Origin of the sequence: Brevundimonas sp. Root608, assembly GCF_001427825.1 — a bacterium.
Classification (GTDB): Bacteria; Pseudomonadota; Alphaproteobacteria; order Caulobacterales; family Caulobacteraceae; genus Brevundimonas.
In genome coordinates, this window is record NZ_LMGT01000009.1 from 1 (window position 1) to 17,993 (window position 17,993).

Annotated in this window: 21 protein-coding genes and 1 tRNA gene; 8 read left to right on the forward strand and 14 right to left on the reverse strand. The window is 69.9% G+C overall.

Annotated features, from left to right (window positions below; all coding sequences use genetic code 11):
• Positions 1-272 precede the first annotated feature (272 nt).
• From ASD59_RS12070 to ASD59_RS12080, 3 genes are read right to left on the reverse strand one after another with little or no spacing between them, the layout of a single operon-like run.
• Positions 273-482, reverse strand: a complete 210-nt coding sequence (locus ASD59_RS12070; RefSeq protein ID WP_055832028.1) for a hypothetical protein — start codon at positions 480-482, stop codon at positions 273-275.
• Between the two features lie 11 nt (positions 483-493).
• Positions 494-940: a hypothetical protein gene (locus tag ASD59_RS12075; RefSeq protein ID WP_055832031.1), complete on the reverse strand. Its 447-nt coding sequence runs from the start codon at positions 938-940 to the stop codon at positions 494-496.
• A gap of 36 nt (positions 941-976) precedes the next feature.
• Positions 977-2,764, reverse strand: a complete 1,788-nt coding sequence (locus ASD59_RS12080; RefSeq protein ID WP_055832033.1) for a tetratricopeptide repeat protein — start codon at positions 2,762-2,764, stop codon at positions 977-979.
• Between the two features lie 131 nt (positions 2,765-2,895).
• On the opposite strand from ASD59_RS12080, the gene flbT reads away from it, so the two are divergent.
• The 3 genes from flbT to ASD59_RS12095 all read left to right on the forward strand — a co-directional run bounded on the left by flbT (position 2,896) and on the right by ASD59_RS12095 (position 4,677).
• Positions 2,896-3,318, forward strand: coding sequence for a flagellar biosynthesis repressor FlbT (gene flbT, locus ASD59_RS12085; protein WP_055832036.1), 423 nt, complete (start codon positions 2,896-2,898; stop codon positions 3,316-3,318).
• Entirely contained in the window at positions 3,278-3,637 is a 360-nt protein-coding gene (flaF, locus tag ASD59_RS12090; RefSeq protein WP_055832037.1) for a flagellar biosynthesis regulator FlaF, read from the forward strand. Before flbT ends, flaF begins: the two co-directional genes overlap by 41 nt.
• Positions 3,638-3,846: 209 nt before the next feature.
• Positions 3,847-4,677 carry a flagellin gene (locus tag ASD59_RS12095; protein ID WP_055832039.1) on the forward strand — a complete coding sequence of 277 codons (831 nt, stop codon included), beginning with the start codon at positions 3,847-3,849 and terminating at the stop codon, positions 4,675-4,677.
• Positions 4,678-4,732: 55 nt separating this feature from the next.
• Here ASD59_RS12095 and ASD59_RS12100 read toward each other — a convergent pair whose 3' ends face one another.
• The 3 genes from ASD59_RS12100 to ASD59_RS12110 form a co-directional block, all read right to left on the reverse strand.
• On the reverse strand, positions 4,733-5,410 hold the full coding sequence (locus tag ASD59_RS12100; protein ID WP_055832042.1) for an exopolysaccharide biosynthesis protein: 678 nt from the start codon (positions 5,408-5,410) through the stop codon (positions 4,733-4,735).
• An 80-nt stretch (positions 5,411-5,490) separates the two neighbouring features.
• Positions 5,491-6,126, reverse strand: coding sequence for an exopolysaccharide biosynthesis protein (locus ASD59_RS12105; RefSeq protein WP_055832045.1), 636 nt, complete (start codon positions 6,124-6,126; stop codon positions 5,491-5,493).
• Positions 6,127-6,184: 58 nt separating this feature from the next.
• Positions 6,185-6,367, reverse strand: a complete 183-nt coding sequence (locus ASD59_RS12110) for a DUF3008 family protein (RefSeq protein ID WP_055832046.1) — start codon at positions 6,365-6,367, stop codon at positions 6,185-6,187.
• Positions 6,368-6,479: 112 nt separating this feature from the next.
• Here ASD59_RS12110 and ASD59_RS12115 point away from each other — a divergent pair, with 112 nt between their 5' ends.
• On the forward strand, positions 6,480-6,992 hold the full coding sequence (locus ASD59_RS12115; RefSeq protein WP_055832048.1) for a DUF3617 domain-containing protein: 513 nt from the start codon (positions 6,480-6,482) through the stop codon (positions 6,990-6,992).
• Here the strand turns inward: ASD59_RS12115 and ASD59_RS12120 are convergent.
• The 5 genes from ASD59_RS12120 to ASD59_RS12140 form a co-directional block, all read right to left on the reverse strand.
• Positions 6,978-8,141, reverse strand: coding sequence for an isovaleryl-CoA dehydrogenase (locus ASD59_RS12120; RefSeq protein WP_055832050.1), 1,164 nt, complete (start codon positions 8,139-8,141; stop codon positions 6,978-6,980). The two genes, ASD59_RS12115 and ASD59_RS12120, sit on opposite strands and share 15 nt — an antisense overlap.
• 70 nt (positions 8,142-8,211) lie before the next feature.
• On the reverse strand, positions 8,212-9,495 hold the full coding sequence (locus ASD59_RS12125) for a lysozyme (protein WP_055832052.1): 1,284 nt from the start codon (positions 9,493-9,495) through the stop codon (positions 8,212-8,214).
• Positions 9,496-9,560: 65 nt separating this feature from the next.
• Positions 9,561-10,970 carry a magnesium transporter gene (gene mgtE, locus ASD59_RS12130; protein ID WP_055832054.1) on the reverse strand — a complete coding sequence of 470 codons (1,410 nt, stop codon included), beginning with the start codon at positions 10,968-10,970 and terminating at the stop codon, positions 9,561-9,563.
• Between the two features lie 61 nt (positions 10,971-11,031).
• Positions 11,032-11,118: transfer RNA gene (locus ASD59_RS12135), tRNA-Leu, on the reverse strand.
• 50 nt (positions 11,119-11,168) lie between these two features.
• A complete protein-coding gene (locus ASD59_RS12140) occupies positions 11,169-11,420 on the reverse strand; it encodes a FliM/FliN family flagellar motor switch protein (RefSeq protein WP_055832056.1) in 252 nt (83 codons plus the stop codon).
• A gap of 75 nt (positions 11,421-11,495) precedes the next feature.
• Here ASD59_RS12140 and lipB point away from each other — a divergent pair, with 75 nt between their 5' ends.
• Positions 11,496-12,212 (forward strand): lipoyl(octanoyl) transferase LipB, encoded by a 717-nt coding sequence (gene lipB, locus ASD59_RS12145; protein WP_055832058.1) that lies wholly within the window; start codon positions 11,496-11,498, stop codon positions 12,210-12,212.
• A 57-nt stretch (positions 12,213-12,269) separates the two neighbouring features.
• Here the strand turns inward: lipB and ASD59_RS12150 are convergent, their stop codons facing one another.
• Complete coding sequence (locus ASD59_RS12150; RefSeq protein ID WP_055832060.1) at positions 12,270-12,920, reverse strand: hypothetical protein; 651 nt, start codon at positions 12,918-12,920, stop codon at positions 12,270-12,272.
• A 112-nt stretch (positions 12,921-13,032) separates the two neighbouring features.
• Positions 13,033-14,355, reverse strand: a complete 1,323-nt coding sequence (locus tag ASD59_RS12155; protein WP_082560189.1) for a S8 family serine peptidase — start codon at positions 14,353-14,355, stop codon at positions 13,033-13,035.
• Between the two features lie 104 nt (positions 14,356-14,459).
• Between ASD59_RS12155 and ASD59_RS12160 the strand changes: the two genes are divergently transcribed.
• The 3 genes from ASD59_RS12160 to ASD59_RS12170 all read left to right on the forward strand — a co-directional run bounded on the left by ASD59_RS12160 (position 14,460) and on the right by ASD59_RS12170 (position 15,939).
• Positions 14,460-14,963: an RNA polymerase sigma factor gene (locus ASD59_RS12160; RefSeq protein WP_055832062.1), complete on the forward strand. Its 504-nt coding sequence runs from the start codon at positions 14,460-14,462 to the stop codon at positions 14,961-14,963.
• Positions 14,960-15,694: a hypothetical protein gene (locus ASD59_RS12165; RefSeq protein WP_055832064.1), complete on the forward strand. Its 735-nt coding sequence runs from the start codon at positions 14,960-14,962 to the stop codon at positions 15,692-15,694. The genes ASD59_RS12160 and ASD59_RS12165 overlap by 4 nt, the downstream gene beginning before the upstream one ends.
• A gap of 74 nt (positions 15,695-15,768) precedes the next feature.
• Positions 15,769-15,939 carry a hypothetical protein gene (locus ASD59_RS12170; protein ID WP_156377025.1) on the forward strand — a complete coding sequence of 57 codons (171 nt, stop codon included), beginning with the start codon at positions 15,769-15,771 and terminating at the stop codon, positions 15,937-15,939.
• Here the strand turns inward: ASD59_RS12170 and ASD59_RS12175 are convergent.
• Complete coding sequence (locus ASD59_RS12175; RefSeq protein WP_082560190.1) at positions 15,936-17,918, reverse strand: CASTOR/POLLUX-related putative ion channel; 1,983 nt, start codon at positions 17,916-17,918, stop codon at positions 15,936-15,938. The genes ASD59_RS12170 and ASD59_RS12175 overlap by 4 nt on opposite strands.
• Between the last annotated feature and the right edge of the window lie 75 nt (positions 17,919-17,993).

Here is a 17,993-nt window from a genome sequence, read left to right on the forward strand (position 1 = left end):
CCCGCCGCACGTGGTTGGCCCTGGCGCCAGACGCCCTCCCCCGCGACGGGATGCAGATAGTATGGGGCCGCCGGGGGGCGGTGCTGACAATAGAGTTTGAGAAAAGCGGAAGGTGTTGAAGAGGCGGGATATTTTCTTCTGAACCCGACTATATAGCCGGCCGGCAGCGTCACGCCTTCGCGGGGATGCACGGATGGGGGCGGCGGTCCCCGCCTTCGCGGGGATGCACGGAGGGGGGAGGGCGGTCCCTCCTCCCACGGCGACACCGGTGTTTACGTGATCCGTTTTGCCGACACCGGATCGCTGGCCGGGAAGGTCTCTTCCAGTCCCTCGTCCAGCAGGGCTTCCTGGCGGTCCTCGGCGTGGCGTTCTTCTTCGCACAGCTGGTCCGGCTTGCCGTGCTGCCGTTCCGCCTTGCGGGCGTGGGGGGCGTCGTCGGCGGGGGACTGCTGATGATCGGGTTTGTGCGTCTGAGTGGTCATGGCCGCCCTCCTTATTCCGTGGGGTGATCTTCATCGCCGTCGGGGCCGTAACCCAGGCCGGCGATGTCATCGTCTGACAGGCGTCTGGCCTCCCAGTGGGCGGCGCTGGCCTGGGCGCCGCGGGCGTTCTCCATCAGGCCGGAGTAGACCAGCTCGACCTCGTCCGGACCGCGGCCGCCGGCGCTTTCGCCGTCGATCTCGGTCAGGCGCTCGCCGTCTATGCCCAGCAGGGCGTCGGCCTCGGCCTCGATGCCGGACGCGCCCTGGATTTCATCCAGATCGTCCAGCTGGTCCTCGTCAAACTCTTCCTCGTCGGCGTCGCCGTCGGCCTGGGTGACGTCCAGCACCGGATCGGCCTCGTCCAGCAGGATGTCGCCGTCGCCCTCATCGTCGATGTGGGTTTCGTCATAGACTTCGGACTGTTCCTGGTCGTCCGAGTAGCCGTTGATCTCCGGCATGGCGTAGCTCCTGTTCGGGAGATCAACGCTGCTCCGCTATCCGGCGTTCCCCGTCCTGACGGCCTCGTCCAGTGCGGCCCGGACGCGATCGATCGCACCCTCCCAGGCGTCGAAGCCGTCGCGCCGGAAATGCCGCAGGTGCGGATAGAAGGGGTATTTGTCGGTCGCCAGAAAATGCCAGTCGTCCGGCGCGGTGATCATCCACGCCGTCCCGCCGACGGCCGCCGCCAGATTGGTCCCGGCGATGCCCGGCCCGATGACGACGTCCAGCGCGACCGACAGGGCCGCCACATCCTCGAGATCGTCCTTCAGATTGATCGGCGGGGTCCAGATCGACACCCCCGCCGCCTCGGCCGCCGCCAGGTCGTCGGCCACGTCGCCGCACTGCAGGTTGACCATGACCGCGCCCGGCGTCTCCAGCACGGGCCGCCAGCGTTCGAAGCTGGAGAAATAGCGGGCCCGCGAGCCGGTCAGGACCAGGCTCTTCCAGTGCAGGCCGACCTTCAGCCCCGGCCCGAGTTTTTCCAGTTCTGCGCGCCAATAGGCCACCTTCTCCGGGTCCGCCTTCAGATAGCCCCGGCGGTCGGGGAAGCGGTCGATCGACGGGCGGTAGAGCGCCAGCAGCGAGGCCAGCGGAATCCAGCGGTCGATCCCTTCCTCCATCTCCTCGATGAACGGGACATAGCGGGTGATGCGGCCTTCCAGCTTGACCGCCCGGTGCGAGCCGAAGACGGCTTCCGGATAGGCCCGCTGGAACATCCCGATCAGGCGCGGCTCGACCGCCACGAACACCTTGCCGTCCGGACCGACGGCTTCGATGGCGTCGCCGACACAGGTTCCGAACACCATTTCGTCGGCGATGCCCTGTTCGCCCACGATCAGCAGGCGCTTGCCGCGGATGTCTTCCGTCTTCGGATCCCAGCGCGGGGCCTCGACGGCGACCCGCATGGCCTCGGGCAGATGCGGGTCGAGCCGCACCTCATAGGCTTCGAACCCTTCCGGGATGCGGCCGAGGGTCATCAGCAGCATGGCCCGCGCCATGTTCATCATGGCCCGCTCGTATGGGCTTTCGGCGCCGGGCAGGGCGGCGTCCAGGTCTTCGAGCGCGCCAAGGGCATCGCCCAGGGGCAGGCGGGCGTTGGCGCGGTTGTAGCGGGCCTTGGCGAAGGCCGGGTCGTGCCGCAGCGCCTCCTCGAAGAAGGTCAGGGCCGTGGCCATCTCGCCCTGGTCGCTCAGCACTGTGCCGAGGGTGTTCCACAGGACCGGCGATTCGGGCTCGACTCCCAGCAGGGCGCGCAGGGTTTCGACGGCGTCGCCGTAGCGCTTCTGATCGCGCTGGACGCAGGCCAGGTTGTTGGTCGCCTCGACGTGGCCGGGATCGGCGGCCAGATATTTGACCAGCAGCTTTTCGGCGATGTCGAGATGGCCCAGCTGCTGCGCCAGCCGGCCGAGGTCATGGGCCACGTCGGTCTCGTTGGGCAGCAGCTTGAGCGCCGCCTCATAGGCCAGCAGGGCCTGGCCGAAATCGCCCGACTTCTCGCGGCAGATGGCCAGCACGTGCCAGGCCAGACCGCTGGTCTCGTCGATCTGCAAGGCGTCCAGCGCGCGCCGGGCGCCCAGGGCGAAGTCGCCGGCGCGGATCGCCATCAGGGCGGCCTTCAGCTTTTCGAGGCTCTTGCGCTGGGCCTTCACCGCCAGCCTGGGACTGGCCAGCTGCCGCGAGAGCTTGCGGATGGCCTCGGGAGAGGCCGAATCGCCGACCGTTCCCTGGGCGGCGAGCTGGGGCGCGTGGACGAATTCTGGAGCCAGATCGGCTGCGGACATGGATCGATCCCGAGTGTGTTCCGGAGGATCGCCGCCGGGGTCACAAGACATGGTTAACCACGACTGTTTAGCGTGCGTTCGTTCCCGGCTTCCTAACGTCGCCGCGAGCCTGTCAGGAGACGCTCCCGCAAATGCCGCTCAAGCTGTCGCTCAAACCCGGCGAGAAATTCGTGCTCAACGGCGCGGTTGTCCAGAACGGCGATCGTCGCGGCGTCCTCATCCTTCAGAACAAGGCGTCGGTGCTGCGCGAGAAGGACATTCTCCAGCCCGAGGACGTCAAGAGTCCGGCGACCCGCGTCTATTTCCCGGTCATGATGATGTACCTGGACGAGGCCCAGGCGCCCAAGGTCTATGACGAGTTCGCGCGGCGTCTGACCGAGTTCATGAGCGCCACGCGCAATCCCCAGGTGCTGGCGGACTGCGTGGCGGCGTCGCGCCACGTCATGGCGCGCGAATACTACAAGGCCCTGATGGCGGCGCGGAAACTGGTGGATTACGAGGAAGGGCTGTCGAATGTCGCTGCAGGCGTACAAGACCGCGGCCACGCGGACTGAAAACCCGCGTGAAACGGAATACCGGCTGTTCGGGCAGGTGACCCGGGCGCTGATGCACGCCTCGACCGTCGATCCTGCCGACGTCGCGACCCGGATCGACGCCCTCGACTGGAACCGCCGGCTGTGGTCCGCGCTGGCGACCGACTGCGCCAATCCGGACAATGCGATGGACAAGGCCCTGCGGGCCCAGATCATCTCGATCAGCCTGTTCGTCAGCCGCCATTCGTCCGTGATCATGCGCGGCGAGGATGATTTCGAAGCCCTGATCGACATCAACAAGATGGTCATGCAGGGCCTGTCGGGTCAGGGAGCCGCCTAGCCGTCCGACCCGGGCCGGGTAGGCAAGACGAGCCACGCGGCCCGGCCAGACCTGCCGGGGCCGACACGGCCCTGTAGCCAAGCCTCTGAAAAGATTGATGTCCGTCCGGCCCGGGAAGCGGCCCGATCCTTGCGTCGCCGTGCGCGAGCCAGAACTGGTTCGACGGCCAGAAGGCCGTTCTTCACCCGACCAGAATGGAAGGACAGCCGATGGTTATGTCGGTCAACACGAACACGGGCGCGCAAATCGCGCTCCAGAACCTGAACGCGACCAACGCAGCCCTTGGGCAGGTGCAGAACCGGATCAACACCGGGAAATCTGTCTCCAGCGCCAAGGACAACGGAAGCATCTGGGCCATCGCCCAGGGGCAACGGGCCGATATCGGCGCGCTGAGCGCGGTCAAACAGTCGCTCGATCGTGGCATCGCCGCGGTCGATGTGGCCCTGGCGGCGGGCGAGACGGTCTCAGACCTCTTGCTCCAGTTGAAGGAGAAGGCACTCGCTGCGACGGACGCGTCACTCAAGACGTCGGCGCGCGCGGCTCTGAACGAGGATTTCAAGGCCCTTCGCGACCAGATCGCCACGGTCACCGGCAATGCCGAATTCAACGGGGTCAACCTGCTGAAGACGGGAGCGACGGGGTTCCAGGCCCTGGCGAATGTGACGGGCACGTCCAGCCTGACGGTTGGCGCGGAAGTTCTCGCCCTGGGCGGCGCGAATGTGACGATCGCGGCGACGCAGACGATCGACACCCTGACCAAGGCGGCGGCCTCGCTTACGGCCGTCTCCACCTCCATCGACAAGGTCTCGGCCTCGCTCGCGCGGCTGGGCACCAAGTCGAAGGCGCTCTCGACCCACCTGACGTTCGTCGGCAAGCTGTCGGACGCGCTGGAGGCGGGAGTGGGCAATCTGGTCGACGCCGATCTGGCGAAGGAAAGCGCCAAGCTCCAGGCCCTGCAGACGAAGCAGCAGCTGGGAGTTCAGGCGCTGGGCATCGCCAATCAGACGCCGCAGCTGGTGCTGTCGCTGTTCCGCAACTGACTGTTTCAGGTTCGAACAAGCGCCGGAGGGGGAGACCCCTCCGGCGTTTCGTCGTTCAGAACAGGCCCGTAAGCCACGTCCAGAACTGGGGAAGCAGGCCGTTCGCCCATTCCCAGACCGGCAGGAGATAGGGCGAGACCCAGGTCCAGGCGAGCCAGATGACGAGGCCCGCTCCGCAGATCACGCCCACGGCGCTCCAGGCGATGACGATGGCCAGCCCGTCCCGCTGCATCAGGCCGAAGCCGAAGGCGGAGATGATCAGGGCCGGGATCAGATTGCCGCCCCAAAGCGGCAGGATCAGGATCAGGGCCAGCAGGAAGGTGGCGATGCCGATCAGCACTTCGGACAGTTCGCTGGTCATGATGGACAGTCGGGGTCTCGAGAGGCGCTCCATCTGCCTGAGCCGCGGAAGCACCTTTTCCACGCCCTGCCGGTAGGTCTGGCGCTCGATCGAGCGGCGCAACGCCCAGCGCGGCAGCCACAGCTGGTCCTGGCGGATCATGAGCTGCAGACCCATCAGCAACAGCGGCGCGCCGAGGACCGTCGTCGTGCCCGGGATGATGCCGATGGCGACGCTCAGCAGGCCGAAGAACAGCATCAGGGCGCCGAAGCCGCGCTCGCCGAAGGCGTTGACCAGTTCGCCGAGGTACAGTTTCGGATCGTTCTTCGCGCCGATGTCCTGGATCACCTGCGAAAAGGGCCGGCTGTCGCTCTGATAGTCATAGTCGGGCATCGGCGGCGTCCGGAGGTGATGATCCGATCTAGGCGCGACGATAGGCGGGCGCCACTTAACAAACGTCAATCTGGCGGCGCTCAGATCAGGCCCTGGACCGCGTCGATCCCGTGGCGGAACCCGGCGACGATCAGCTTCCACGCCAGAAACAGGATGGCGACGGCCACGGCCGTGGTCAGCCATCCCAGCAAGACGGACAGGCCGTCCCGCTGCATCACGCCGAGCGAGAAGAAGGCGATGGCGACCGCCGGGATCAGGTTGCCGCCGAAGATCGGCAGCACCAGCACGGCCGACAGGAACAGGCAGGCCAGGCCGATCAGACCCTGGCCGAACCCGCCGGTGAGGACATACAGGCGCGGCCGTGAGACCGCCTCCGCCCAACGCAGGGGGCGCATGAACCGCCGGATCAGCCGGCGAAAGGTCTCGCGGTGGATCGCCAGGCCTTCGGCCCAGCGCGGAACCCACAGGCTTTCGCGGCCCCATGCCAGTTCGGCCGACAACAGCAGCAGCGGCGCACCGGTCAGGCTCGTGCCGCCCGGGGGCCATGGCAGCAGGTTGATCAGGGCGAAGAAGAACATCACCGGCCCGAAGGCCCGGTCTCCGAAGGCCTCGACGACTTCGCCCAGGCACAGTTTTTCGGCCCGGCGCGCCGCCAGGATATCCAGCACGTCCGAAAACGCGCGCGGCCGGCCGGTCGAGGTTTCGGTCAGGCTCATGCGGCGACGCTAGCGGCGCGGCATGAGGGGGTCATTCGGGCTCGCGCGACGGGATATGTCAGTGTTTCACGTGCTGGGGTTTGCCCTTGCGGCTGGTGCGGGCGAATTCCTCGAGCTGCTTCTCGGTCATCGACAGCATCGATTTCGACGCGCCCTTCAGTTCGGACTTCGGCGTGTCGCCGCGCCTGGCCGACAAGGCGGCGCCGGCGGCTTTTTGTTGTGCAGCGGATTTCGCGGGCATGGGAGGCTCCTTTGCGTCCCAACCAACTATCGCCGGTCCGCCCGGTTCCCGGTCGCCGGTTCAGCCGTAACCCGTAATGTGGTAGGGGTCGGGTCCTGGGTGGAGGAACGACATGCGCATCATCCCTCTCGTTTCCGGGCTCGCCGCCTTCTCCCTGGCGGCCTGCGGGCAGGGCGGCGACGCCTCGCCGGCCGAAAAGGCGACCGACACGGCGGGGAACCCCGCCGCCGCCGGCATGCCCGCCGGGCCCACGCCCGGCCTGTGGCGCGTCACGACCCGGATGAGCGGGATGCCGGCCGGCATGGAGGCGCCGGCGGTCGAAACCTGCATCCGCGAGGCGAAGTTCGAGACGCCCCGGGGCGCCCCGGAGTCCCCGGGCATGACCTGCGAACAGCAATCCTTCCGCCGCGAGGGCGCCGCCATGGTCGGCCATATGGTCTGCACCTCGGCCGATGGCATGCGCACGGAGACGGACACCCGGGTCTCGGGCGACTTCACCCGCAACTACACCATGGAGGTGAAGAGCCGGATGACGCCCCCGCCGAGCCCGGAGATGGCCGAGGTCGCCATGGTGATGACCGCCGAACGGCTGGGCGACTGCCCGGCCGCCTCAGCTGCCGAGTAGTTCGCGCCCGATCAGGAAGCGGCGGATCTCGTTGGTGCCGGCGCCGATGTCGTAGAGCTTGGCGTCGCGGACCAGCCGTTCGACCGGCCACTCCTTGGTGTAGCCGGCGCCGCCGAGGGCCTGGACGGCCTCGAGGCTGACCTTCACGGCGTTCTCCGAGGCCAGCAGGATGGCGCCGGCCGCATCGTAGCGGGTCGTCCTGCCCGCGTCGCAGGCGCGGGCCACGGCGTAGACGTAGGTGCGGGCGCTGTTCAGGGCCACGTACATGTCGGCGACCTTGGCCTGCATCAGCTGGAAGCTGCCGATGGCCTTGCCGAATTGCTTTCGCTCGCGGACGTAGGGCAGAACCACGTCCAGCGCCGCCTGCATGATGCCAAGCGGGCCCGCCGCCAGCACGGCGCGCTCATAGTCGAGGCCGCTCATCAGCACGCCGGCGCCGCCGCCGACCGGGCCCATGACGTTCTCTTCCGGGACCTCGCAGTCCTCGAACACCAGTTCGGCGGTGTCGGAGCCGCGCATGCCCATCTTGTCGAGCTTCTTCGAGACGCTGAAGCCCTTCATGCCCTTCTCGATCAGGAAGGCGGTGACGCCGCCGTTGCCCTCGCCGGTGCGGGCGTAGACCACCAGGGTCTCGGCGTGCGGGGCGTTGGTGATCCAGAATTTCGTGCCGTTCAGGACATAGCGGTCGCCGTCCTTGCGGGCCTGGGTCCGCATCGACATGACGTCGGACCCCGACCCGGCCTCGGACATGGCCAGCGAGCCGACGTGCTCGCCCGAGATCAGCCTGGGCAGGTATTTGCGCTTCTGCTCGTCGGTGCCCCAGCGGCGGATCTGGTTGACGCACAGGTTGGAGTGGGCCCCGTAGGCGAGGCCGATCGAGGCCGAGGCCCGCGACACCTCCTCCATCGCCACGACATGCTCAAGGTAGCCGAGGCCGAGACCGCCGTACTCCTCCTCCACCGTGATCCCGTGCAGGCCCAGGTCGCCCATCTCGGGCCAGAGCTCGCGCTTGAAGGCGTTGCTCTCGTCGATCTCGGCGGCCAGGGGCGCCAGACGGTCGGTCGCCCAGCGGGCGGTGGTCTCGCGGATCATGTCGGCGTTCTCGCCGAGGCCGAAATCCATCGATTGGGGGGCGTTGGGAATGCTCATGAGGGCGGGGTTAGCACCGCGCGGCGCCGCCGCAAAGCCGCCCGAACCCTCCCGCGCGGGAGAGGCGGCCTCAGTCTGTCTTGCCCCAGCGGACATACAGGTTCCACGACGACACGCCGACGCAGATCACCCCGATCAGGGCCAGGGCCCAGCCCAGCACCACCGTCTCGCCCATGGGCGACGGCTCTTCGACCGCCAGCCGGAAGGCCGCGGCGGAAAAGGCGCAGGCCGCAAGGCCGACGCCGCCCATGAACAGGAAGGCGCCCGTTTCGCTCCAGTCGAATCGGCGCGGGCCCGCGGGCTCGACCTCGTGACGCATCACCGGGGCCGTCGGCTCGTCGCCGAACAGTACGGTTTCGTCGTCGACGGGCGCCGGCGCGCGCGCCTCCTCCGGCCAGACCGGACGCTCGGCCGAAACCATGTCGGCGTCCGTCAGCGGCGTAAGGACCAGCGGCTCTTCCAAGGCCGGGAAGGGCGAAATCGACGGCGCGGGCGAGACAAGTGGGATCACGGGCCCGAGGTGGAGGGGTTCGGGCGTGATCGGAACCAGCGGGGCCGTCTCCGCCTCGCTCGCAGGGGCTTCGGTCGGGGCGGCGTCCACGGCGGGCTCAGGCGCGTCGGCGTCGGCCGCCGCTGGGGCCAAGGGCAGGAGGCCGGGCAGGGGGCCGATCATGGCGGCGGCATAGGGCGAATAGCGGCTCAGATAGACGCCGTTCCCGGGGGCGGCCGGTGGCGCGGGGGCCTCGGGCGGCGGGCCGGGTTCGGCCTCCGCGCCCGTGGGCGGCGTCTCTCCCAGCAGGGCGGCGACGGCCGCGGCGCGGGCGTCCGCTGTAACGGCGACAGGCTCCGGCTCGACAGGCGCCGGAAGGGGAGCGGCCAGCAGGTCGGCCAGGGTCACGGCGGAGCCCGGGTCGGCGACGAAAAGGGCGCGTTCGGCCGCGCGGCGGCGCAGGCGGACCTCGGGCGAGGCCGCCTCCGGCCAGCCGATCAGGGCGTCCGCGGCGAGGCCGGCGCGACCCTCGTTCAACCGCTGCAGGACATCGGACGCCAGGAACCGCTCGACCCCGACGGAGATGGCGAAACTGGCGAGGGCGTCGAATTGATGCTGGTTCAGCCCGGCGGGCGCGCGCTCGTTCAGCGCCCGCACCACCGGCAGCAGGTCGTACTGCAGCAGCAGTTCGGCGTCCTGTTCGCCCACGCTCAGGCCTTCGCGGGCCGAGGCGGTGTGGCCATAGCCGATGATCCAGCGCCCGTCCTCGCCTCTCACGGCGTGCGGACGGAAGCCCTCGAAACTCTTGATGAGGACGATCCCCTCACGGGAGACCTTCAGACGTGGCGTGGTCGCGTCGGACACGGATTGACCCAAATCGAGACGGGCGTGCTCGCCCGCTGGGAGAACGAGCAAGGCCCGGGCCGGGATTAGATCAACACAAGCGTGGCGAGACCGAGGAAGATCAGGAATCCGAAGAAGTCCGTCGTCGCCGTCACGAACACGGCGGAGGACACGGCCGGGTCGAATTTGAGCCGCGACAGGGTCAGGGGCGTCAGCACGCCGACGGTGGCCGCCACCACAAGGTTCAGCACCATCGACAGGGCGATCACCGCCCCGATGCGCCAGTCGCCCGACCACAGGGCGGCGGCGACGCCGATCAGGGGCGCCAGCACCAGGCCATTGGCCAATCCCACGGCCAGTTCGCGGCGGAAGGTGCGCGGGGCGTTGGAGCTGTTCAGCTCGCGGGTTGCGAGGGCCCGGACCGTCACAGTCAGGGCCTGGGTGCCGGCGTTGCCGCCGATGGCCGAGACGATGGGCATCAGCACCGCCAGGGCCACGATCTGCTCGATGGTGGCGCCGAAGAAGGCGATGACGCTGGCCCCCAGCATGGCGGTGGCGAGGTTGATGGCCAGCCACGGCACGCGGCCGCGCACGATCTCCGAAACCGACGAACCCCGGTCCTCGTCCGAGACGCCGGCCAGGCGCAGGATGTCCTCGCGGTTCTCTTCCTGGATGATGTTGACGATGTCGTCGACGGTGATCTGGCCCACCAGCCGGCCTTCCGCGTCGATGACGGGGGCCGAGATCAGGTGGTATTTCTCGAAGATGTAGGCGACTTCTTCCTGGTCCTGGTCGACCGCGATCTCGTTGACCGGCTCCATGATGTCGACGAGGGCGATCGAACGCGCGGCGCGCAGCAGGCCGCTGACCGGCAGGCCGCCGACGGGCCGGTTGGACGGGTCGACGATATAGATGTCGAAGAACAGCTCGGGCAGGTCTTCGCCCTGCTTGCGGATGTGGTCGATGGTGTCGCCGACGTTCCAGAACGACGGCGCGGCCATGACCTCGCGCTGCATCAGGCGGCCGGCGGAATCCTCGGCGTAGCGCAGCGAGCTCTCGATGGCGGCGCGGTCGACCTCGGGCATGGCCGCCAGCACCTTCTCGCGCTGGTCGTCCTCCAGGTCCTCGACCACGGCGGCGGCGTCGTCGGAGTCCAGCTCCTGCAGCGCCTCGGCCAGGGTCAGGTGCGGGACGCGCTCCAGCACCTCCTCGCGGATGTTGTCGTCCAGTTCGGGCAGGGTTTCCGCCAGCAGGTCGGCCGGCAGCCACAGCACGACGACGGCGCGATGCTCGGCCGTCAGGAAGCCCATGAGGTCGGCGACGTCGGCCGGGTGCAGGTCTTCCAGCAGGGAGCGAAGCTTGAGGCCGTCGCCGGCGTCGGAGGCGTCGACGACCTTTTCGACGAACGAGGCCGTCAGGACGTAGTCCTCGTCGAGGGCGTCGTGGTCGATGTCGTCGGAGGAAGGCGGCAGGGGGGCGTTTGCGGTGGCAGTCACGCTTGGCCTCCCTGCTTTTATGTCAGCTCAATCGTAGCCGAGATTCGCCCTGTTGTTTCGATGGTGCGGTCGAGAAGACTCGAACTTCCACTCCGGTTAAGGAACAGCGACCTCAACGCTGCGCGTCTACCAATTCCGCCACGACCGCTCGCATCGGAGGGGGGCTGATAGCGGAGAGATGCGCCGCTGCCAAGCGGTTTAGGCAGCGCCCGCCATGAAGTCGTAAACGTCCGCCGCCCGCGTCACCGTGATGGCGATGCGGTCCTCGCGGATCTCGATCTGGCCGCGGGCGACCGGGTGGTTGTTGGCCAGGATCCAGACCTCGTCGGATTCGGAGGCGTCGAGCGGGATCACGGCGCCGCGGCCCATGCGCAGCAGCTGGCTCATCGGCAGCACGGAGCGCCCCAGGACGACCGAGATCTCGACTTCGACGGCTTCGATCTGGCTCATGGGGGACTCGGTTACTGACTCTGATGGCGCGGTCTGGTCTTGCATGGCGCTCCCGACCCCCACATTGGGTGCATCATGCTTTCCCAAGCCTTAAGCTCAACCGGATCGAAACTGGCCCGCGCCGACGGCCGGCCGGTCGAATGGGCCGTGTCGCAGGGCCTTGTCGGCTATGAGGCGGCGGTCGTGGCCATGGAGGCCCGGGCCGCGGCCATCGCCGCGGGCGAGGCGCCCGAACTGGTGTGGCTGCTGGAGCATCCGCCGCTCTACACGGCGGGGGTGTCGTCGAAGGACGGCGACCTGCTGGATGCGACGCGGTTCCCGGTGCACCGGACCGGGCGGGGCGGGCAGTTCACCTATCACGGACCGGGCCAGCGCGTGGCCTATGTGATGCTGGACCTCAACGCGCGCGGCAGGGACGTGCGCGCCTTCGTGCGCGGGCTGGAGCAATGGATCATCGGCGCCCTGGGCGAGTTCGGCGTCCCCGCCGACGTGCGCGAGGGCCGCGTCGGCGTCTGGGTCGCCCGGAAAGGCCCCGGCTGGTCGCGCGAGGACAAGATCGCGGCCATCGGCGTCAAGGTGCGCAAATGGGTCAGCTTCCACGGCATCAGCCTGAACGTGGAGCCGGACCTCGGCCATTTCAGCGGCATCGTGCCGTGCGGCATCAATGAGCACGGCGTCACCAGCCTGGTCGATCTCGGCGTTCCCGCGACCCTGGACGAGGCGGACGAGGCCCTGAGGGTCAGTTTCCGGCGGGTGTTCGGCGAAACGGTCCCGGCGGGCCCGCCCGTCTGACCGAGAACGCTCCGCCGGCGCGGGCCGGCGGAGCGATCCGGTCACCCTCTTCCGTGATCAGTCGTCGCGGCGCGCGCTGGCCGACGCCCCCGCGCTTGCACCGGCGCTGACCGACGCGCCGGTGTCGCGGTTCACGGAGGCCGAAGCCGAACCGTCGGCCGAGCCGTTGGCGTCGACGCGCCGGCGGCGGTTCTGGCGCGGCTGATCGCCGGACTCCCGGCCCGCGCGCGCGGAACCGTCGGCCGAGCCCGATGCGTCCCCGGAGATCGAGTCGCCGCCGGCCGAGGCCGCACCGTTCAGCACGCCCGTCAGGGACCCGGAGGCCGAACCGGCGGCGCCGGCGACCGCGCCCTGGCCGGAGCCCCAGGCGTTCGCGGCGGCCGAGCCGGCCGTTCCGCGCGCTTCGTCCGCCGTGGCCGAGGCGCGATCGCGCGCGGCGTTGGCGCGGCGTTCGGCCCGCGCGCGGAGGCGGTCGGCGCGGCTGGTGGTTTCGCCCAGACGGTCGCGGACAAGGGAGCCGTCCACCGAGCCGGAAAGGCCGCCCGTCAGACTGCCGCCGGCCCGGCCGCCGAGACCGCCGAGGCCCCCGACCTGGCCGCCGAGGCCGCCCCCCAATCCGCCGGAACCGCCCAGAATCTGGGCGTTCGCGGCGCCGGCCAGCGCCATGCTGAAGGCCGCCGTGGTCACGAGCATAAGGGTCTTGCGCATGTGAGCTTCTCCTGGAGTTGAGCGGGCGGGAAGCCGCCCTCGCAGGGTCCAACGACCGGCCTCCGGGGATTCATCCCGCCCCGACGCCGTCAGGAGAAGATCGGGCGGGAAATCAGCGCGAAAGCCGACCTCTCGCCCCGACAGCGGCCGGATCGACGCGCAGCTCGGCGGCGACCAGCCCGCGGCCATAGACCGGGTCCGGTCCGCGAGCCCCCATGTCCCGCGCCTCGGCGGCGAGGGCCTGCACCGCCTCGCGTCGTCCCGGCCGCCGCGCCAGAAGCCCGGCCACGAGCGGCGCGGCGAACGAGGCCCCGCGCACGGAGACATAGCCCTGACCCGGGCCGGCGGCGGCCATGTCCGCGCCGGGGGCGGCGAAATCGACCTGCGGGCCCCGGCCGGCTTCCGGAAGCACCCGGCCGCGCGCGTTGACGGCCGTCACCCCGACCACGTCCGGATAGCTGGCGGGATAGAGAGGGGCGGCGGCGGGTCCGTCATTGCCGACCGCCGCAACGATCAGCACCCCGCGTGCGGACGCCCGGCGGACAGCAGCCTCGACGAGGGCGTTGCGGGGGCCGACCAGGCTGATGTTGACCACCGGCACCTCGTTCCGGACCATCCAGGCCAGAGCCTCGGCGATCCCGGTCGAGGAGCCGCCGGAAGGGGACCCGCCATAGACGTCGGCGGCGAACAGGACGGCGCCGGGCGCCGCGCCGGAAAAGGCGCCGGACCGCCCGGCCAGCAGCGACGCCACGGCCGTGCCATGGGCGTCGGAGTGATAGGCGCCGGCGAAACCCTGTCGGCGGACCGTGGCGCCGGCGAGGGCGGGATGGCCGGCGTCGACCCCGGTGTCGATCAGCCCGACCCGCACGCCCCCTGCCTGCGCCGGAGCGGGCGGCGCGGCGTTCGGGCCGGCTTCCGGCGTGTCCGCAGCCTCCCCCGCCAGTAGTCCCGCCGGGGCGTGGACGTGGTTGAATTCGTACGATCCGTCGGGATCGAGCTCGCGCAGGCGTTCGACGGCCCGGCGCAGCGACAGACCGCGCGGCGGGGCCAGCACCACGACGGCGAGGTCGAGGTCCTCGAGCCGTTCCTCGCGGATGACGGTGAAACCGGCGTCAAGCACCATGCGTCGGCCGGCGGGCGACGGATCGACCGCCACGATTTCCGCGCGGACCGCCGGCCAGCCGCCCGGATCGGCCTCCAGCGCGCCGTCCGAGCGCCGGATCAGGTTGCGCAGCCGCGACGGGGCCTGCAGCGCCCCTTCGACGCGGCCGAGCAGATCGTCCTGGAGCCGGCCGGCGTCGACCGGCAGGCGGTCCGGCAGGATGCGCGGCAGGCTCGGGACGCCGCCGGGCAGGCCGAGCTGCGCCCATGCCGGGGCCGCGGCGGCCAGGACCAGTCCCGCAAGGGCGGTCGCCAGAGGAAAGCGTATCGACACGGGCGGCTCCGTTCGGACAATTCATCAAAGGCCATTGGCCCGGGCCCGACAATGGATGAAACGTCGGGGACGGGGCGTTTCATCCCCATGACCGGAGTGCGCGCTTGGATGGATTTCAGACGGAGCTGGTGGCGCTTCTGCCAAGGCTGCGTCGTTTCGCGCGCGCCGTCTGCCGCTCCGACGCCGACGCCCAGGACCTGGTCCAGGCGACCGTGGAGCGGGCCCTGGCCAAACGCGGCGGCTATCGTCCCGGAACGCGGCTGGACAGCTGGGCCTTCACGATCATGAGACGGATCCACATCGATGAGGGACGGTCGAGGACGCGGTGGGGGCGCGTGGTCTCGCCCGAAGACGCCATGACGCCCGGGGTCGCGGACGCGGGGCAGGCGGACGAGGGCCTGCGCGCCGACGCCCTGGCCGTGCGCGAGGCGATCCACAGACTGCCCGACGATCAGAGGCTGGCCGTGGCGCTGGTGTTGATCGACGGCCTGTCCTACGCCGAGGCGGCCCAGGTGCTGGGCGTGCCGGCGGGCACCCTGACCAGCCGACTGGTGCGCGGCCGCCAGACCCTGATCCAGACCCTGACCGATCAGGGAGTGAGCGCATGACCGACCTCTACGACGACGAAATCCTGATGCGCCGCGTGGACGGCGAACTGAGCCCCGACGCCGGGGCGGCGATCGACGCGGCCGCCGCCGGCGATCCGGCGCTGGCGCGGCGGCTGGAGCGGCTGCGGGGCCTGCGGACGCTGGCGCGCGAGGCCTTCCCGGCGGCGCAGGACCTGCGAGACGGCGAACTGGCGCGGTTGATCCTGAACGGCGCCACCCGGCGCGAGCCCTGGACGGCCCGGCTGGCGGGCGGCCTGCGCGAGGGGTTCGCCGTGCGTCACGCGCCCGTCTGGGCCGGCGCGGCGGCGGCCTGTTTCGTGCTGGGCCTGACCGTGGGCTGGCTGGGGCAGGACCGGACGCCCGAGGGTTTCGCGGTCGCGACCGACGGCGTCCTCGCCGACGCGGCGTTGGTGCGGGTGCTGGATCGCGGCCTGGCGGCGGACGGGGCGGACGGCGAGGGGCGGGCCGTGGGCCTGACCTTCCGCGACGCCGACGGGCGCTGGTGCCGCACCTTCCGGGCGGGCGACGCCGGGGTGGCCGGCCTCGCCTGCCGCACGGAGGGGGACTGGCGCATGCAGGCGCTCGCGCCGTTCCAGGCTTCAGACTCCGAGGTTCGCACGGCGGGCGCCGACACGCCGGCGGCGGTGCTGGCCGCGGTCGACGCCCTGATCGCCGACGAGACGCTGGACGCCGCGGCCGAAGCGCAGGCGCGGGACGCCGGCTGGCGCTGACCGCGGCGGGATGAAACAGGCGGGGCCGTTCGTTGGACGACGGGCGCTTTCGACCCGATCCCGACGAGGTCCGCATGGACGAGGAAACCCTGCGCAGCCGCGTCGAATGCTGGCGCCGCCGCGCCGCCGACGCGCTGGACGCCCGCGAGCGCGCGGCCAGCGCCGAACTGGCCCGCCACTATGAGGCCCTGCTGGCCTGTCTGCTGGAGACCCGAACCCCCGCCGATGAGGGCCGGACAGGTTAGTCCTCCGCCAGCACGATCACCCGGTCCTCGGGCTCATACGACAGCTGTTCCGACTTCGACGGATTGACGACCACGCCGCCCATGTTGCGGCCGTCGTCGGCGTCATCCGCGCGGCGACGGCGATAGCCGATGGCGGTTTCGCCGCGCCGGCGGGCGGCCTCGACGATGGTGTAGAAGCTGACGGGCAGGTCCAGATCGACGTAGTCGCCGACCGGCCGCATGTAGATTTCCGAGCCGTCCTCGTCGAGCAGATCGTCGAAGATGGCGGACAGGTATTCGTTCTCGGACGCTTGGGCCAGCATCAGGCTGACCAGCCGGTTGGACACCACGAAGTCGTCGGCGCGGGTGACCTCGGCCAGCTCGCGGTTGCGGATGTCGATCATCTCCGAGACCACGCTGATGTGCTCGCCCAGCCGCTCGGACAGCTTGCGCAGGTGCAGCAGGGTGATCAGCGTCCGGGTGTCGGCGGACTGGGCCTCCATGTGATCGGAATAGCCCAGCACCATGATGCTGTCGTAGGTCAGGGGCTCGAGCGCCTCCAGCGAGGCGGCGTGGCCGGTGTCGATGAGGCGGAGATCAACCTTCATGTTCTTCGAGCCCAAGGGCATGGCGCGGACTTCCTCGGCCAGGCCGGGGACGTCGCCGGCGATGGTCAGCACCGAGCCCGGCTTGACGTAGCGCGACAGCTCGTGGGCGATCATCGGGCCGCGCCGGTTCCAGCCGATGATCAGCACCCGTTCGGCGGCGCGGCGGATCGCCGCCGGCTTGCGGATGGCGGCGGCGTCGACGGCCTCGTCCGGCATCGGCCGCAGGCGGATGGCGGCGTCGTCCTCGGCGATGATGACGGCGCGGCTTCCGGCGGTGATGATCTCGTCCATCGGCGGATTCATCCGCACCCGGCCGTCGGGATAGCTGAGCCCGATCAGGGCCGAGTCCTCGTAGCCCATGACCGCCTCGCCATAGGTGAGGCCGACCAACTCCTCCAGTTCGGTGGTGTAGATCTCGCAGCCGTCGAAATCGAGCAGTTCGGAATAGACGGCTGACAGGCCGGCCTGGCGGCTGGACTGGACCACGATACGCGAGATCAGGTCGTCGGCCAGCACCAGCTGGACCTCGTCGCCGCCGACGATGCGGGCCACCTCGGCGTTGCGGGCGTCGCGCAGCTCGGCGGCGATGCGGTAGCGTTCGGTGCGGCGCTTGGGGTCATTGGTCAGGGCGAGGACGGTCTTGATCACCTGGCTGTCTGGATCGGCCGCGCCGCCGGGCGAGACGACGATGATCGAACGGCAGGCCTGGGCGTTGACGAGGCTGAGGTCGAACAGGTCGGTGGGGTCGCCGCTGCGGCAGATGATGCGGGTGTTGCCGAGGTCGGGGACCTTGTCGGCGATCTCGTCCTCCATCTCGACCTTGTCCTTGTCGGCCATGACGACGATGCGCGGATTCTTCCGGCTGGCGTTGGCGATGACCAGTTCGGACAGGATGTCGAAGATCGACGGCGACCAGTTGAGGATGATGGTGTGGTCGCTCTCCAGCACCCGCGATCGGCCCTTGCGCAGCCCCTCCAGCGCCGAGTCCAGCCCGGCCGAGATGATCGAGATCAGGGCCGAGAACACCAGGATGCCCATCAGGGTCACGAACAGGGTGACGAAGCGGAAGACCCAGCCCGAATCGCCGCCCATGGCGCCGGCGTCCATGGTCCGCATCAGCGACTGCCAGGCCGCCTCGCCGAAGTCGAAGCCGCCGTCCGGACCGAGCCGCGTCAGGGCCAGCACCGTCGCGGCCATCCCGATCACCAGCAGGGACACCAGCGCCAGCCAGCCGGCCAGGGCGACCGGCCCCGCCGCCATGCTCTTGTCGAAGGCGTAACGCAGGCGTTCCCCCGCCGTCACCGCCCCGCCGTGACCCTTCGTCGTCGAAACCTTTGCGGCGACCGTTTTCGGTGCGCCGCGTGCGGCGTTGGCGCGGATAAGCGAGCCCATGGTTGCTGGTTCCCCCCGCGCGCCCGTGCGGGCGGCGTCGTGATCTCCGCCGCCCCCCACTGACCGGCGATCGCC